This is a genomic window from Rhodovulum sp. HP10, from assembly GCF_047553435.1.
GTDB lineage: Bacteria > Pseudomonadota > Alphaproteobacteria > Rhodobacterales > Rhodobacteraceae > Rhodovulum.
Map to the genome: position 1 here is coordinate 2,881,460 of NZ_CP180201.1, position 13,453 is coordinate 2,894,912.

Consider the following 13,453-nt stretch of genomic DNA (forward strand, 5'->3'; position numbering starts at 1 on the left):
TCTTTCCGTAGGGGCAAGCACATGAATGTGCGCGCTATTCCCTGCTCAGGGCCGCAAGCGGCAATCGTTGACTGCCGGGCGTCGACTGCCGGGGCTCAGCCGCCGGCGCCGGGGGTTTCCGAGAAATACTTGGCGCGTTTCCCTTCTTCGCCGTCCCGTTCCTCCGCTTCGGGCAGCGGATCCTTGCGGGTGATGATGCAGGGCCAGGTTTCGGCATATTTCCGGTTGAATTCGACCCACTCGTCCATGTCCGGCTCGGTATCGGGCCGGATCGCGTCGGCCGGGCATTCGGGTTCGCAGACGCCGCAGTCGATGCACTCGTCGGGATGGATCACCAGCATGTTCTCGCCCTCGTAGAAACAATCCACGGGGCAGACCTCGACACAGTCGGTATATTTGCAGGCAATGCAGTTGTCGGTGACGACGTAAGTCATGGGCGAACTCTCGATTTTCCGATCTGGCTGGACCTAAACCACGACCGCCGATCATTCAAGCGGCGGTTTGCGGCTTCGGTCAAGGTCGCGGCGCTCCTTTTTTGTCGGGCGACCTCCGCCATCGTATCTAGGGCTTGCGGGCGCGGGCGCCTTGATCGGGGTCAAGTCCTCGTAAAGGGTGCGCGCCTCGGTCGCGGGGCCGCGGCGTTCTGTCAGGGCGAGAACGCGCACCACGCGGATGTCCTGGCCCTGCGGAAAGGTCAGGGTGTCGCCCGGGCCGATCCGTTGGGCAGGCTTGTCGGTCTTGGTGCCGTTCACGCGAACATGCGCGCCGGCCACCAGTTTGGTGGCCAGCGTGCGCGTCTTGAAGAAGCGGGCCTGCCAGAGCCACTTGTCCAGCCTGGCAGTCCGGCGCGGGGCCGCGTCGCTCACCCGCGAGCTACTTCTTGGTCTTCAGCCCCATCAGCGCGGCGGCGAAGGGGTTGTCGGGGTCGATGGGCTTTTCCTTGCGGGGCGGACGGGCCTCGAAGGTCTTGGGCCCGTCATGGCGCGGTCCGCCCTTGCCGCCCTTGCCGCCGGGCTTCCCGCCATGCTTGCCCTTGCCCCCGCCGCCGGGCTTGCCGCCGCGACCGCGCGCGCCGTCGCCTGCCTGCTGTTGCGGGCGGTCGCCGCGCGGGCGGCCGGCGGGCCGCCGCCGGGGCGCCCAGGTGAAGGTGTAAAAGACCTCGACCTCGGCCGGTGCGGTGCTGCCGGGGGCGTCCTTGTCCGCCTCCTGTTCAGCCGCCACCTCTGAAGTCGTTTCTGTCCCGGTCTCTGCCGGGGGGGCGGTCTCCGCATCTGTTCCCGTATCCGCGGGCGTGTCTGCGGATTGGGCATCTGCGGCTTCGGGTGCCGGGTCCGCGACTTCTGCAGGAGGCTCGACCGGCGTTTCGGCCGTGGTGCTGTCGCTTGCCGTGTCGGGCGCGCTTTCCCCGGCGCTCGGGGTCTCCGCTCCGGCGGCGATGTCCGCTGCGGTTTCGTCGGGCTGGGCCGCAGGGGCGGGCGCCGCCTTGACCTTGGGCCGCTCGCCTTTCTCGGCGCGATAGCCCAGTCCCTGCATCAGGTCGGCGAACTGCTCGAGCGTGGTGCCGGTGATCGACAGCATGTCGGCCTTGGCCTCGAAGCCTGCCCGGGTGTCTTCCGAGCGGATCTGGTCGGCCAGCCGTTCCAGCATGTCGATCCGGATCGCGCGGGTGCCCGCGGGGCGGTATCCGGCCAGCCGGTGGACATCTTCGGAGACGCCCGGCATCACCGGGATCGTCACCAGCCCGGGCGGCGGGCTTTCGGGGAATTCGTCCAGATTGTGCGCCAGCGACCACAGCACCAGCCGCAGACGGGTCGGCGCAGGCTTCAGCAGGAGCGGCATGAAGATCGTGAACTGCCCGAAGCGGATGCCATGCTTGCGCAGCGCCGAGCGCGCCTCCTGGTCGAGTTCCTTGACCTCCTGTGCGACGCCGTCGCGCGACAGCACGCCCATCGCCTCGACCATGCGGAAGGCAAAGCCCCGGGTCAGTCCGGTCAGGGTCTCGTCGCGCTGCAGGTTCAGCAGCGGCTCGAACAGCGTCGCCACCCGGCGGTCGATGAAATGCTGCAACCGCCGACGGACCTTCTCGATCACGTCGGGGCCGGCCTCGTCGTCGACGAAGGCGTCGATGGCGGGTTTCAGCGGGTCGGCGCCCGCCACCAGCTTGCCCACCGCGTGCTCGCCCCACATCAGCCCGCCCTGCTCGGTGAAATCGAGCTCGGTATCGGGCGCGTTGTAGAAACGATCGGCGCGCAGATGGAATTCGGGGGCTAGCGCCACCAGCGCCGCCTGGCGCAGGGTCTTGGCTTCATCGGGGCTGGCAGACGCGTCCTGCCGGAAGCGGAAGCCCTCCAGGCGGCCGACGAACTGTCCCTCGACCGTCACCTCACCCTTGTCGTTCACCTCGGCCACAAGGCTCTCCTTCTGTTTCAACCGGCGGAGCAGAACGGAGGTCCGCCGGTCTACGAATCTTTGCGTCAATGCGCCATGCAGCGCGTCCGACAGGCGGTCCTCTACCGCACGGGTCTGGGCGCGCCAATGCGGTTCGTCCACGACCCACCCCGTGCGCTGGGCGACATACGTCCAGGTGCGGATATAGGCCAGACGTTTCGACAGCGTGTCAATGTCGCCGTCTGTCCGGTCTATCCGCCGGACCTGGCGGGCCATCCAGTCGTCGGGCACCCGCCCGGCATTGTGCAGGAAGCCGAAGATGCGTTCCAGCAATCCGGCATGCTCGGCCGCGGAAATCCCGCGAAAATCGGGTATTCGGCAGACATCCCAGAGAAGTTTGACATCGCGCGAGTCGCGGATCCGGGCGCGCAGGTCCGGCAGGCCCGACAGCGACTTGAGCGCGTGCAGGTCGTCAGATTCGCGCACGCGGGTCAGCCAGTCGCCCTCTGCGTGTGTCTCAAGCGCGGCAATCAGCCGCTCCGGCGTTCCGAAGTCGAGCCTGGAATTGCGCCACTGCAGGCGCGCGACCGGGTCAAAACGGTTCTCGACGATCGCCTCGGCCACCTCGTCGGGCAGCGGGCGGGCCTCGCCGGTGACGCCGAAGCTGCCATTCTGGGTATGGCGCCCGGCGCGGCCCGCGATCTGGGCCAGCTCGTTCGGCCAGAGCGGGCGCATCCGGCGCCCATCGAATTTCGACAGTGCCGAGAAGGCCACATGCTTGATGTCGAGATTGAGCCCCATGCCGATGGCGTCGGTCGCGACCAGATAATCGACATCGCCATTCTGGTAGAGCGCGACCTGGGCGTTGCGGGTCCGGGGCGAGAGCGCGCCCATCACCACCGCACAGCCGCCCTTCTGGCGCCGGATCAGCTCGGCGATGGCATAGACGTTCTCGACCGAGAAGCCGACGATGGCCGAGCGGGGCGGGATCCGGCTGATCTTCTTCGAGCCGGCATGGATCAGCTCGGAGAATCGCTCGCGGCGCAGGAACTGGGCCTTCGGCACCAGCGCAGCGATCGCATTGCGCATCGTGTCGGCCCCCAGAAACAGGGTCTCGTGCTGGCCGCGGGCATGCAGCAGGCGATCGGTGAAGACATGGCCGCGCTCGGGATCGGCGCAAAGCTGGATCTCGTCGATGGCCAGAAAATCGGCGCCGGTACCCTCGGGCATCGCCTCGACCGTGGCCACCCAGTATTGCGCACGCTCGGGCACGATCCGTTCCTCGCCGGTCACGAGTGCCACCACCGAGGGCCCGCGAAGCGCGACGATCCGGTCATAGACCTCGCGCGCGAGCAGGCGCAGCGGCAGGCCGATGACACCGGTACGGTGGGCCAGCATCCGCTCGATCGCGTAATGGGTCTTGCCGGTATTGGTGGGCCCGAGGACCGCGGTGATCCTCGATTGCGCTGTCATCCTTCAGCCCCTTCGCCCGTCTTTCAGAGGGTCCGGCCTGAGGTGACGATCTCGAGCCGGTGCACGGCGTCTTCTAGGTCAGGATCGTGGGGATGTATAGCGCGGGCCGCACGATAGGCGCCGAGCGCGCGATCTTCCTGTCCGATTTCCTCGAGGATGGTGCCAAGCCCGGTCAGGGCGCCGAAATGCCTCGGGTTCAGTGCGAGCGTATGGGCCAGATCGCCCAGGGCCGGGCCGTAAAGCCCCGAGCGGTAATAGGCCAGGGCCCGCGAATTGTAGGCTTCGGCGAAATCGGGGGCATGGTCGACCAGCGCGGTCAGATGCCCGATGGCGGCGTCGTACTCCTCGGCCTCGATGGCGTCCCGCCCGCGCCTGAGCAGCAGGTCCATCGCCGCAGAGCCCGATTTCGACCATTCGCTCCAGAGCGCATCCTCGACCCGCTGCCAGTTCGGCAGCTCGGGGCGCTGCAACTCCTCGAGCAGCTCCTCGGCACGCATGGAGCCGGCGATGCCCCGCTCTGCGATCAGCGCGGAGCCGGAAAAAACCGCCGAGGCAAGAAATACCGCGAAGGCAAGATTGAGAATGCGCGAGGTATTGGCCATAACGAGGCACAAGATAGCGTAACAGGCGGAGAAAGGCGACATGCCCCGCATTCACAAATCGGAGGTACCCGAATGAGCGATACGCTGGACAAGGCCGTCGAGGCCCTCAATGCCAAACTGTCGGGCGGTTTCAACGGCGTTGCCAAATTTGCCATCGAGGATACGGGCGACATCATCGTCGATTCCGAGGGCGCCCATGCGGGCGATGCCGAGGCGGATGTGACGCTTTCGGCCAGCCTCGAGACGTTCCGGGCGATGATGGAGGGCGAGCTCAATCCGACCACGGCCTTCATGACCGGCAAGCTCAAGATCGAGGGCGACATGGGCAAGGCGATGCAGCTGGCCCAGATCTTCACCTGATCCGGATGGACCGGGCGCCGCTTTACGCAGATGTCGCCGACGGCCCCGCGGATGGCAGCGCCTGGTGGCTGCGCACGGAGGACGGTGTGCGGATCAGGGTCGGCCTCTGGGGCCGCAAGGCGACCGGGGGCACTGTGCTCCTGTTCTGTGGCCGAACCGAATATGTCGAGAAATACGGCAATGCCGCGGCCGCGCTCCGCGCGCGGGGCTTCGCGACGCTGGTCGTCGACTGGCGCGGGCAGGGGCTGGCCGACCGGGCGCTGGAGGATGCCTCGCTTGGCCATGTCGCGCGCTTTGCCGATTTCCAGGCCGATGTCCGGGCGGTGCGGCGCGCGGCCAGGGTGCTGGACCTGCCGCGGCCCTATCACCTTCTGGCCCATTCGATGGGCGGCGCGATCGCGCTGCGCGCGCTGAGCGAGGGGCTCGACGTGGCGAGTGCGGTGTTCTCGGCGCCGATGTGGGGGATCCGGCTCGGCCCCGTCGCGGCGCCCGTGGTCCGGGCGCTGAGCGGCATCGGCCGCGGCGCGGCGCGGGTGCCCGTGACCGGTGCCCGGGCCTATGTGCTGACCACGGCCTTCGAAGGCAACGACCTGACCGGAGACCGCGAGATGTACGAGAGGCTGCGCCGTCAGGTGACGGTACATCCCGATCTCGGCATCGCCGGACCGACCGTGACCTGGCTGCGCGAGGCGCTGTCCGAGGCAAGGCGACTGGCGCGGTTGCCCGCGCCGGCGGTTCCGGCGCTGACCTTCCTCGGCGGGCGCGAGCGGGTCGTCAGCGCCGCCGCGATCCGGCGGCGTATGGCGAACTGGCCGGGCGGCCGGCTCGAGATTGTCGAGGACGGGCGCCACGAGATCCTGATGGACCGGCCGGAGATCCGCACGCGCGCCTGGGATGCCGCCGCGGCGCATTTCCGCGCCCATGGTGGCTGAGGAGCTGCGCGGTCGGCGGCGCGCCCTGCCGGATCCGGGAAGGTCGTCAGTGTGCCTTGTCAGTGCACATTGACCGGGGCCATGTCGTTCTGGCGCGCCAGGATGAAGGCCAGCTTGCGGTCTCGCACCAGCGCCAGCCGGTCGCCATTCGCGTCGTGGACGGCGTAAAGCTTGTCCAGATCGGGGGCCTGGCGCTGCAGTTCCTCGGGCAGCTCGGCCACCTTGACCGCCCGGACATAGACGATGCGCTCGTCCGTATCGGGCAGGGGATCGTGGTTCACATTCATGACCGTTTACCTCACGCTCTGGAAATCCGGATCGTCTGTACGACGCTTTCGGGCACCGCCCGGTTCAGATCGACATGCAGCAGGCCGTTTTCCATGGTTGCGCCGCTGACTTCGACACCGTCGGCCAGCACGAAGCTGCGCTGGAACTGCCGTGCCGCGATCCCGCGATGCAGGAAGATCCGCTCGGCGCCCTCCTCGGCCTGACGGCCGCGGATCACCAGCTGCCGGTCCTCGACCGTGATCGCAAGATCGCCTTCGCGAAAGCCCGCCACGGCCAGGGTGATCCGGTAGCCCGTTTCGGATGTCTGTTCGATATTGAAGGGCGGATAGCCTTCGTTTCCGGTTTTGGCGGTTCGCTCGACAAGGCGTTCGAGCTGTTCGAAGCCCAGAAGGAAAGGGTGAGAGCCAAGGGTGAGTTTCGTCATGGGCAAGTCCTTGAACAAGCGACCTGGAATTTCCGGGACCCCGCATCCGCGGCGGTCCGACCCAGGATATGGGAGCCGGAGCGGCTTCCCGCAAGGCCATTCGCCCGCTATGTTAACACTTGAAGCAACTGCAGCGACTCAGTCCCCGGGAACCAGATGAACATCGCCAGCGAGATGAAATCCGAAGAGGTCCTGCGCGTCAAACTGGAGGTTCTGCGGCGCGAGCACCGCGATCTCGACGACGCTATCCATGCTCTGCAGGAAAAGGGAACCGGCGACAGCTTCACGATCAAGCGCCTGAAGAAGCAGAAATTGTCGCTGAAGGACCGGATCGCGCTGATCGAGGATCAGCTGACCCCCGACATCATTGCGTAGCGGCCGCACACGTCTATAGTGCCCGCTCGCAAAAACGAGGGGGTCGAACCGCATGGGCGACGTGAAAGTGGGCATCATCATGGGCAGCCAATCGGACTGGTCCACGATGAGGCAGGCAGCCGACATCCTGGACGCACTGGAGGTCCCCTACGAGGCGCGGATCGTCTCGGCCCACCGTACCCCGGACCGGCTGTGGGACTATGGCAAGTCCGCGGTCGGGCGCGGCCTTCAGGTGATTATTGCGGGCGCGGGCGGGGCCGCGCATCTGCCCGGCATGATGGCCTCGAAGACCCGGGTGCCGGTGATCGGCGTGCCGGTCCAGACCCGGGCGCTTTCGGGCGTCGACAGCCTGTATTCGATCCTGCAGATGCCCAAGGGCTTTCCGGTCGCGACCATGGCGATCGGGGCGGCGGGGGCTGCCAATGCCGGGCTGATGGCATCGGGCATCCTCGCGCTGAACGATCCGGCGCTGGCCGAGCGGCTCGAGCGCTGGCGCGCCGATCTCTCGGCCTCGATCCCCGAGGTGCCCGCCGATGAGTGAGCCGCGCGTTTCCGCCCGCCTCGCCCCTGGTGCCACCATCGGCATTCTCGGCGGCGGCCAGCTTGGCCGGATGCTGTCGGTCGCGGCCTCGCGGCTGGGGTTTCGCTGTCACGTCTTCGACCCCGCGCCCGCGCCGCCCGCCGGTCAGGTCGCCGCGCTCGTGACGACCGCACCCTACGAGGATACCGAGGCGCTGGCGCGTTTCGCCGCCTCGGTCGATGTCGTCACCTATGAATTCGAGAACATCCCCACCGCCGCGCTCGATGCGATCGAGGCCGTGGTGCCGATCCGTCCGGGCCGGAAGGCGCTGGCCGTCAGCCAGGACAGGCTGGTCGAGAAATCCTTCCTGAACGGTCTGGGGCTCGCGACTGCGCCCTTCGCCGCGGTCGATGACGAGGTCGATCTGGCCGAGGCGCTGGCCGAGATCGGGGCGCCCGCGATCCTCAAGACCCGGCGCTTCGGCTATGACGGCAAGGGCCAGGCCCGCATCATGGCGCCCGAGGACGGCCCCGAGGCGCTGGCCGGGATGACCGGCGCCCCCGCGATCCTCGAGGGGTTCGTGGAGTTTTCGTCCGAGATTTCGGTGATTGCGGCGCGCGGCGTCTCGGGCGAGGTCGCCTGTTTCGACCCGGGGGCCAATATCCATAGCGATGGCATCCTGCGGACGACGACCGTGCCCGCGCCGCTGAGCGTGGCGCAACGCACCGATGCGGTGCTGCTGGCAGGGCGGATCCTGAACGCGCTCGATTATGTCGGGGTGATGGGGGTCGAGCTTTTCGTGACGAAGGCCGGTCTGATCGTCAACGAGATCGCGCCCCGGGTGCATAATTCCGGTCACTGGACCCAGAACGGCTGTGTCATCGACCAGTTTGAGCAGCATATCCGTGCCGTGGCGGGTTGGCCCCTTGGCGACGGGGCGCGCCATTCCGATATCGTGATGGAGAACCTGATCGGCGAGGACATGGACCGTGTGCCCGATCTGGCCGCCGATCCGAAGGTGGCGCTGCATCTCTACGGCAAGTCCGAGACGCGCGCGGGCCGCAAGATGGGCCATGCGAACCGCTGGACCGGCCCGGCCGGCGCGTGACCGCCTGACCGGGTCCGGGTCCGGGTCCGGGGCCGGGGGCAAGCGGTCAGTCGCGCGCCCGGCCCTTTCTGCCGGGGCTGCGGGCGGCGCGCCCGGCCTCGAGCCCCGCGGCGAAGCCCTCGGCCATGTGGATGAAGGGGCCATAGGGATCGGCCGGCGCCTCGACCCGTCTGGGCTGGCGGGGGCGCAGGCTCAGGCCCCAGAGGATCAGCCCCGCCCCGAGATAGACCGCGCCGATCACGGTGGCGGCAAAGACCGCCCCGTGACCGGCGCTGAGCACGAGCCAGGCCGCCACCGTGAGGAAGGCGCATCCGACGCCCGCGCACAAGCTGCCTGCGGTGCCGAGCGCCAGCCGGTGCGAGAAGGCCCGCGCCCGGCGTTCGGCCTCGTCGAGCGGCAGCGAGAACATCAGCGGCGGCCCGTCATCAGCCCGACCAGAAAGCCCAGCCCGACGGCGATGCCCATCGCGGCGGCGGGCTGACGGCGCACCGCATCGGCCGCCTGTTCACCCAGCTCGGCGCCGCGGTCCTGGACCCCGGCGACCGTCGCTTCCCCGCGTTCGCGCAGCTCGGCGGCCCGGCGCTGCACCGTATCGCGCATGTCGTTCTTCTTGGCCTCGCTCAGATCGCCCAGGGTACGGGCGATCTGGGCGATGTCATCCTTCAGGGCCTCGATCTGGACCTCGAGATCCTGAACGCTGGCGTTGCTGTCGTTCCGTTTCTCTGCCGATTGTGCCATCACTGGCCTCCTTATTGCTGATGCGTCTGCTGCATCTCAGCGCAGGAAACGTCCGGCTGCGGGGCGGGGTTCCGTCCGCACCGGAATGATCGTGCCGCTCTCGGAACGATCACGGTTGCGAGAGGCCCCCTGCATCGGTCGGGAACCACTCTGCCCGTTCGACGTTGGGTCAACACAACCGGACATGAAAGGAACCAAGAGATGCTTTACTGGGCACTGGTATTTCTCGTCGTCGCGCTGATCGCCGCCGCCTTCGGGTTCGGGGGTATCGCCTCGGCCTCGGCCGGCATCGCGCAGATCCTGTTCTTCGTCTTCCTCGTCCTCTTCGTCGTCGCGCTGGTCGCGCGGGCACTCAGGGGCCGTACGCCGTAACATGAGAAGGACGAAGGCTGCACGCCGTCCGCAGGCTCGCGCGGACGGCACCAAAGACCCCGCCGGGGAACCCGGCGGGGTCGACTGTTTCAGAGCTGTCCGCTGACGCCCGCCCCAGGGGACGGCGTTCAGGCGCCGAGCGTCTCGGTACTCGAGAAGAACATCGCCTGGCTCACCGCCGAGCGCACCTGGTCCTCTGTATAGGGTTTCGAGATCAGGAAGGCGGGTTCCGGCCGTTCGCCGGTCAGCAGGCGTTCGGGGAAGGCGGTGATGAAGACCACCGGCCGGTCGCCGAGTTCGGCCAGAATGTCGTTGACTGCGTCGATCCCGGAGGATTTGTCGGCCAGCTGGATGTCGGCAAGGATCAGATCCGGCGGGGTCTTCTTCGCCAGATCGACGGCACCGCGCCGGGTGCGGCCGATCCCTGTCACTTCATGGCCCAGACCCTGGACGATGGCCGAGATGTCGATGGCGATGATCGCCTCGTCCTCGATGATCAGCACCCGCCCGGAAATGCTGCGGGCCATTTCGTCGCGGGCGATCCGGATCAGCTGTTCGGCCTCGCTGCCCGGCAGGCCCATGATCGCGCCGACCTCCTCGGTCGTGAACGCCTCGATCGAATGCAGGAGCAGGGCCTCGCGGGTGTTGCGGGTCAGGCCCGCAAGCCGGGACTGCGCCTGCGCCTCGATGCCCGAAGCGGGCTGCGACTCGCTCAGGGGCGCGCCCGACGACCCCCAGATGCGGTTGAATGCCTTGAACAGCGCGACCTTTGGCGGCAGCCCCTGTTCGAAGACCTCCCGATCTGAAAGGATCGCCTCGAGTGTTGCGATCGCATAGGCGTCGCCGCTGGTCTGGCTGCCGGTCAGCGCCCGCGCGTAGCGTCTGAGATAGGGCAGTTCCGACCCGATCACCCGGGAAAGATCGTCAGAATGTGGTGCATGCGTCATGCGCGACCTCGAAAAAACAATGTCTCATGGGAACCGAACGCAATCACCCGCGTTTGGTTCCGCAGTCTGAAAGTTAGGGCGGGCCGACCGGAATGGAACACAAGGACCGTAGGGGTCGCATGGAAGAGCAAATCGACGACAATTTGCGGCGCGTCTACGCGCAAGCCGTGGAGGAACAGGTCCCGGACCGCTTCCTCAAGCTGCTCGAGCAGCTGCGCGGCACTGGCAGCGAGGCGTCCAATGGCAGCAATGGCAAGGGTGGCGATACGTGAGCGTGGCTTCGGACCCCCGGGAAGACTTGGTGACGCATCTTCCGGCGATGCGGGCCTTTGCTCTAAGCCTGACGCGCAATTCGGCGACGGCCGATGACCTGGTGCAGGATGCGATCGTCAAGGCCTGGAGCAATTTCGACAAGTTCGAGCCCGGTACGAACCTGAGGGCCTGGCTGTTCACGATCCTGCGCAACACCTATTATTCGATGCATCGCAAGCGGCGTCGCGAGGTCGAAGACCCGGATGGCGCGCTTGCCGCGCATCTGTCGGAAAAACCGCATCACGACGGCCGGCTTGCGCTGGAGGACTTCAAGGTCGCCTTCGTCAAGCTGCCCGACGAGCAGCGCGAGGCGCTGATCCTGGTCGGCGCCGAAGGCTTCTCTTACGAGGAGGCCGCCGCGACCTGTGGCTGTGCCGTGGGCACCATCAAGAGCCGGGTCAACAGGGCCCGGGTGCGGCTGGCCGAGCTGATGCATCTGAACGATGACGATGATCTGGCGATGACCGATGCGGTGACGCTGGCCGGTCTTTCCTCCAAGCGACCTGCATGACCGATACTCTCAAGGCGCGCATTTCGACGCGCCGTCTGACCAAGAGCCTGGCGCTCTGGCTGATCGGTGCCCTGACCGTCGCCATGCTGCCGCTGGGGCTGATCTCGGTGTCGCAGACCTCGAAGGTCCTGCACGAGACAGAACGGCTTTCGGGCGTGGCGCTCATGGACCGGACCCAGCGCGCCGCGGTGCGGACCCAGGCGCTGATCCAGGAGGCCTTCGGCGCGGCCCGCTCGGTTGCCGCGGCCAATGTGGTGTTCGAAGGCGGCGGCATTTCCTGCGACGCGGTGATGGCGCGGCTGGTCAAGGACAACCCGACCTATCTCTTCGCCGGTTTCGTCGAGCCCGATGGCAGCATCACCTGCTCGTCGAGCGGCGAACGTCTCAGCATCGTCGATCAGGCCTACTTCCTCAATCTGCTGCGCGATCCGGAGCCCCGGGTCGATACCCGGTTCAGCGTCCCGCTGCAGGGCGCCCGGGTCGTGCGGGTGAGCGTGCCGGTCTACGAGGAGACGGTCCTGCAGGGCTTCGTGGTGATCTCGATGCCCTATGCCGCGGCCTATTACACGCTCGATGACGGCGGGGCCGAGGTCGATCTTCTGGTGTTCGACCGCGATGGCGAATTCCTCACCGCCGAGGCGGCCGCGCGCGAGGAGGGCGGGCCGCCCGACAATTTCGAAGAGGTGCTGCCGCGCCAGCATAGCCTCGAGGCGCTCGCCGAGGCGGGACGGCAGTCCTTCCGCGGCACCAACCGGCTTGGCGAGACCCGCGATTTCGCCGTGGTTCCGGTCATCGACGACCGCATTTTCGTGATGGGAAGCTGGGCGCCCGACCGCAACAACTCGATGCCGATGACAGGCCGGGCATTGGCGCTCTATTTTCCGATCCTGATGTGGGTGGCGGGTATCGTCGTTGCCTATTTCGCCGTGCACCGGCTGGTGATCCGTCACATCCAGCGGCTGCAGAGCTGGATGCGGCTCTATGCCAGCGGACATACCGATTTCGGTCAGGCCCGGCTCGATCACGCCCCGCATGAGCTCGAAGTCGTCGCCGAGGCCTTCCGCAGCATGACCCGGCGCCTGGCCGAACAGGACCGCGCGCTCGAGGAGGATCTGGCCGAGAAGACGATCCTGCTGAAAGAGGTTCATCACCGGGTCAAGAACAACCTCCAGCTTATCACCTCGCTGATGAACATGCAGATCCGCAATGCCCGCAGCGCCGAGGCGCGGCGCCTTCTGAAGCGGGTGCAGGACCGGGTGATGGCGCTTGCCGCGATCCACCGCTATCTCTACATGGCCCGTAAGCTGTCGATGGTTCGCGCCGACAGGCTGCTCGACGACATCATCCGCCAGCTGGTCGTGGTCAGCGATATCGGTGGCGCCGAGAAGAGCGTCAAGATCGCCACCCAGTTCAGCCCCGTCGAGGTCAATCCCGATCAGTCGGTCCCGCTGTCGCTTCTTGCGACCGAGGCCGCGATCAATGCCGTCAAGTATTGCGGGACGCCGCCCGACGGCGAGCCGGCATGGATCACCATGGCGCTGCAGACGCTCGAGGACGGGCGGATCTGCCTCAGCGTGGTCAATTCCCGCAGCGAGGAGTCCGATCCCGGCCCGGTGGATGGCAGCGTCGCGGACAGTTCGGGCATGGGCCGGCAGCTCATCTCCTCCTTCGCGGCTCAGCTCGATGCCGAATTCGAGGTGCATTCCGAACCCGACCGCTACGAGCTTCATGTGACCTTTGCCCCGATGGGGGCCTCGCCCGAGGAGGACGACGCCGAGGCGGAGGAAGAAGCCGCATCCGGCGGCGTTTCCGAGGGAACCTGAACGCGGCCGGGGCGTTGAGCTGCCATGATTGACACAGGAGGTTCCATGACCCGTATCGTTGTTTTCTGCCTGTCCGCCGCCGCCCTTCTCGGTGTTGCTGCCTGCGAGACCGTAGAGGGCGCAGGCAAGGATATCCAATCGGCCGGTGGCGCGATTTCGCAAGAGGCGCGCGAGGCTCAGAACTGACCGACGAAAGGCGGGCCCAGGCCCGCCTTTCGTTTCTGCCAGAGGCGTCCGGTCTGCTCCGGACGCCTTTTTACTGCGGGCAGGGCAGCCATCC

Annotated in this window: 19 protein-coding genes; 10 read left to right on the forward strand and 9 right to left on the reverse strand. The window is 67.1% G+C overall.

Features of this window, described 5'->3' with window-relative positions; translation table 11 throughout:
• Positions 1-95: 95 nt before the first annotated feature.
• Genes fdxA through ACK8CO_RS13595 form a run of 4 tightly spaced genes read right to left on the reverse strand, consistent with a single transcriptional unit; the run spans position 96 to position 4,505 of the window.
• Positions 96-434, reverse strand: a complete 339-nt coding sequence (fdxA, locus tag ACK8CO_RS13580; protein ID WP_042459571.1) for a ferredoxin FdxA — start codon at positions 432-434, stop codon at positions 96-98.
• Positions 435-485: 51 nt separating this feature from the next.
• Positions 486-866 carry an RNA-binding S4 domain-containing protein gene (locus ACK8CO_RS13585; RefSeq protein WP_080617358.1) on the reverse strand — a complete coding sequence of 127 codons (381 nt, stop codon included), beginning with the start codon at positions 864-866 and terminating at the stop codon, positions 486-488.
• Positions 867-873: 7 nt separating this feature from the next.
• Complete coding sequence (locus ACK8CO_RS13590; protein WP_414896957.1) at positions 874-3,861, reverse strand: helicase-related protein; 2,988 nt, start codon at positions 3,859-3,861, stop codon at positions 874-876.
• Positions 3,862-3,884: 23 nt separating this feature from the next.
• Positions 3,885-4,505 carry a tetratricopeptide repeat protein gene (locus ACK8CO_RS13595; RefSeq protein ID WP_414896958.1) on the reverse strand — a complete coding sequence of 207 codons (621 nt, stop codon included), beginning with the start codon at positions 4,503-4,505 and terminating at the stop codon, positions 3,885-3,887.
• 30 nt (positions 4,506-4,535) lie between these two features.
• Between ACK8CO_RS13595 and ACK8CO_RS13600 the strand changes: the two genes are divergently transcribed.
• Positions 4,536-4,823 (forward strand): SCP2 sterol-binding domain-containing protein, encoded by a 288-nt coding sequence (locus tag ACK8CO_RS13600; RefSeq protein ID WP_080617356.1) that lies wholly within the window; start codon positions 4,536-4,538, stop codon positions 4,821-4,823.
• 5 nt (positions 4,824-4,828) lie between these two features.
• On the forward strand, positions 4,829-5,755 hold the full coding sequence (locus ACK8CO_RS13605) for an alpha/beta fold hydrolase (RefSeq protein ID WP_414896959.1): 927 nt from the start codon (positions 4,829-4,831) through the stop codon (positions 5,753-5,755).
• 59 nt (positions 5,756-5,814) lie between these two features.
• On the opposite strand, the gene ACK8CO_RS13610 is transcribed toward ACK8CO_RS13605, so the two are convergent.
• Positions 5,815-6,042, reverse strand: coding sequence for a DUF1150 family protein (locus tag ACK8CO_RS13610; protein ID WP_080617354.1), 228 nt, complete (start codon positions 6,040-6,042; stop codon positions 5,815-5,817).
• A gap of 11 nt (positions 6,043-6,053) precedes the next feature.
• Positions 6,054-6,467: an Hsp20 family protein gene (locus ACK8CO_RS13615; RefSeq protein WP_080617353.1), complete on the reverse strand. Its 414-nt coding sequence runs from the start codon at positions 6,465-6,467 to the stop codon at positions 6,054-6,056.
• A gap of 156 nt (positions 6,468-6,623) precedes the next feature.
• Between ACK8CO_RS13615 and ACK8CO_RS13620 the strand changes: the two genes are divergently transcribed.
• Genes ACK8CO_RS13620 through ACK8CO_RS13630 form a run of 3 tightly spaced genes read left to right on the forward strand, consistent with a single transcriptional unit; the run spans position 6,624 to position 8,470 of the window.
• On the forward strand, positions 6,624-6,842 hold the full coding sequence (locus tag ACK8CO_RS13620) for a YdcH family protein (RefSeq protein WP_080617352.1): 219 nt from the start codon (positions 6,624-6,626) through the stop codon (positions 6,840-6,842).
• 52 nt (positions 6,843-6,894) lie between these two features.
• On the forward strand, positions 6,895-7,383 hold the full coding sequence (gene purE / locus ACK8CO_RS13625) for a 5-(carboxyamino)imidazole ribonucleotide mutase (protein ID WP_414896960.1): 489 nt from the start codon (positions 6,895-6,897) through the stop codon (positions 7,381-7,383).
• A complete protein-coding gene (locus ACK8CO_RS13630; RefSeq protein ID WP_414896961.1) occupies positions 7,376-8,470 on the forward strand; it encodes a 5-(carboxyamino)imidazole ribonucleotide synthase in 1,095 nt (364 codons plus the stop codon). The genes purE and ACK8CO_RS13630 overlap by 8 nt, the downstream gene beginning before the upstream one ends.
• Positions 8,471-8,516: 46 nt before the next feature.
• Here the strand turns inward: ACK8CO_RS13630 and ACK8CO_RS13635 are convergent, their stop codons facing one another.
• Both ACK8CO_RS13635 and ACK8CO_RS13640 read right to left on the reverse strand, forming a co-directional pair.
• Complete coding sequence (locus tag ACK8CO_RS13635; RefSeq protein ID WP_414896962.1) at positions 8,517-8,879, reverse strand: hypothetical protein; 363 nt, start codon at positions 8,877-8,879, stop codon at positions 8,517-8,519.
• Positions 8,879-9,208 carry a DUF883 family protein gene (locus ACK8CO_RS13640; protein WP_080617348.1) on the reverse strand — a complete coding sequence of 110 codons (330 nt, stop codon included), beginning with the start codon at positions 9,206-9,208 and terminating at the stop codon, positions 8,879-8,881. The genes ACK8CO_RS13635 and ACK8CO_RS13640 overlap by 1 nt, the downstream gene beginning before the upstream one ends.
• A gap of 201 nt (positions 9,209-9,409) precedes the next feature.
• Between ACK8CO_RS13640 and ACK8CO_RS13645 the strand changes: the two genes are divergently transcribed.
• Entirely contained in the window at positions 9,410-9,580 is a 171-nt protein-coding gene (locus tag ACK8CO_RS13645) for a DUF1328 domain-containing protein (protein ID WP_080617347.1), read from the forward strand.
• A gap of 128 nt (positions 9,581-9,708) precedes the next feature.
• Here ACK8CO_RS13645 and ACK8CO_RS13650 read toward each other — a convergent pair whose 3' ends face one another.
• Positions 9,709-10,527: a response regulator gene (locus ACK8CO_RS13650; protein ID WP_080617346.1), complete on the reverse strand. Its 819-nt coding sequence runs from the start codon at positions 10,525-10,527 to the stop codon at positions 9,709-9,711.
• Between the two features lie 119 nt (positions 10,528-10,646).
• On the opposite strand from ACK8CO_RS13650, the gene ACK8CO_RS13655 reads away from it, so the two are divergent.
• From ACK8CO_RS13655 to ACK8CO_RS13670, 4 genes are read left to right on the forward strand one after another with little or no spacing between them, the layout of a single operon-like run.
• A complete protein-coding gene (locus ACK8CO_RS13655) occupies positions 10,647-10,799 on the forward strand; it encodes a NepR family anti-sigma factor (protein ID WP_231119141.1) in 153 nt (50 codons plus the stop codon).
• A 2-nt stretch (positions 10,800-10,801) separates the two neighbouring features.
• Positions 10,802-11,350, forward strand: coding sequence for an RNA polymerase sigma factor (locus tag ACK8CO_RS13660; protein WP_080618078.1), 549 nt, complete (start codon positions 10,802-10,804; stop codon positions 11,348-11,350).
• A complete protein-coding gene (locus ACK8CO_RS13665; RefSeq protein WP_414896963.1) occupies positions 11,347-13,173 on the forward strand; it encodes a sensor histidine kinase in 1,827 nt (608 codons plus the stop codon). Before ACK8CO_RS13660 ends, ACK8CO_RS13665 begins: the two co-directional genes overlap by 4 nt.
• A gap of 45 nt (positions 13,174-13,218) precedes the next feature.
• Positions 13,219-13,359: an entericidin A/B family lipoprotein gene (locus tag ACK8CO_RS13670; protein WP_075783052.1), complete on the forward strand. Its 141-nt coding sequence runs from the start codon at positions 13,219-13,221 to the stop codon at positions 13,357-13,359.
• Positions 13,360-13,453: the final 94 nt, after the last annotated feature.

Coding starts and splice junctions, on each gene's coding strand:
- fdxA (WP_042459571.1), bottom strand. CDS start 434: ATGACTTACGTCGTCACCGACAACTGCATTGCCTGCAAATATACCGAC.
- ACK8CO_RS13590 (WP_414896957.1), bottom strand. CDS start 3,861: ATGACAGCGCAATCGAGGATCACCGCGGTCCTCGGGCCCACCAATACC.
- ACK8CO_RS13595 (WP_414896958.1), bottom strand. CDS start 4,505: ATGTCGCCTTTCTCCGCCTGTTACGCTATCTTGTGCCTCGTTATGGCC.
- ACK8CO_RS13600 (WP_080617356.1), top strand. CDS start 4,536: ATGAGCGATACGCTGGACAAGGCCGTCGAGGCCCTCAATGCCAAACTG.
- ACK8CO_RS13605 (WP_414896959.1), top strand. CDS start 4,829: ATGGACCGGGCGCCGCTTTACGCAGATGTCGCCGACGGCCCCGCGGAT.
- ACK8CO_RS13610 (WP_080617354.1), bottom strand. CDS start 6,042: ATGAATGTGAACCACGATCCCCTGCCCGATACGGACGAGCGCATCGTC.
- ACK8CO_RS13615 (WP_080617353.1), bottom strand. CDS start 6,467: ATGACGAAACTCACCCTTGGCTCTCACCCTTTCCTTCTGGGCTTCGAA.
- ACK8CO_RS13620 (WP_080617352.1), top strand. CDS start 6,624: ATGAACATCGCCAGCGAGATGAAATCCGAAGAGGTCCTGCGCGTCAAA.
- purE (WP_414896960.1), top strand. CDS start 6,895: ATGGGCGACGTGAAAGTGGGCATCATCATGGGCAGCCAATCGGACTGG.
- ACK8CO_RS13630 (WP_414896961.1), top strand. CDS start 7,376: ATGAGTGAGCCGCGCGTTTCCGCCCGCCTCGCCCCTGGTGCCACCATC.
- ACK8CO_RS13635 (WP_414896962.1), bottom strand. CDS start 8,879: ATGTTCTCGCTGCCGCTCGACGAGGCCGAACGCCGGGCGCGGGCCTTC.
- ACK8CO_RS13640 (WP_080617348.1), bottom strand. CDS start 9,208: ATGGCACAATCGGCAGAGAAACGGAACGACAGCAACGCCAGCGTTCAG.
- ACK8CO_RS13645 (WP_080617347.1), top strand. CDS start 9,410: ATGCTTTACTGGGCACTGGTATTTCTCGTCGTCGCGCTGATCGCCGCC.
- ACK8CO_RS13650 (WP_080617346.1), bottom strand. CDS start 10,527: ATGACGCATGCACCACATTCTGACGATCTTTCCCGGGTGATCGGGTCG.
- ACK8CO_RS13655 (WP_231119141.1), top strand. CDS start 10,647: ATGGAAGAGCAAATCGACGACAATTTGCGGCGCGTCTACGCGCAAGCC.
- ACK8CO_RS13665 (WP_414896963.1), top strand. CDS start 11,347: ATGACCGATACTCTCAAGGCGCGCATTTCGACGCGCCGTCTGACCAAG.
- ACK8CO_RS13670 (WP_075783052.1), top strand. CDS start 13,219: ATGACCCGTATCGTTGTTTTCTGCCTGTCCGCCGCCGCCCTTCTCGGT.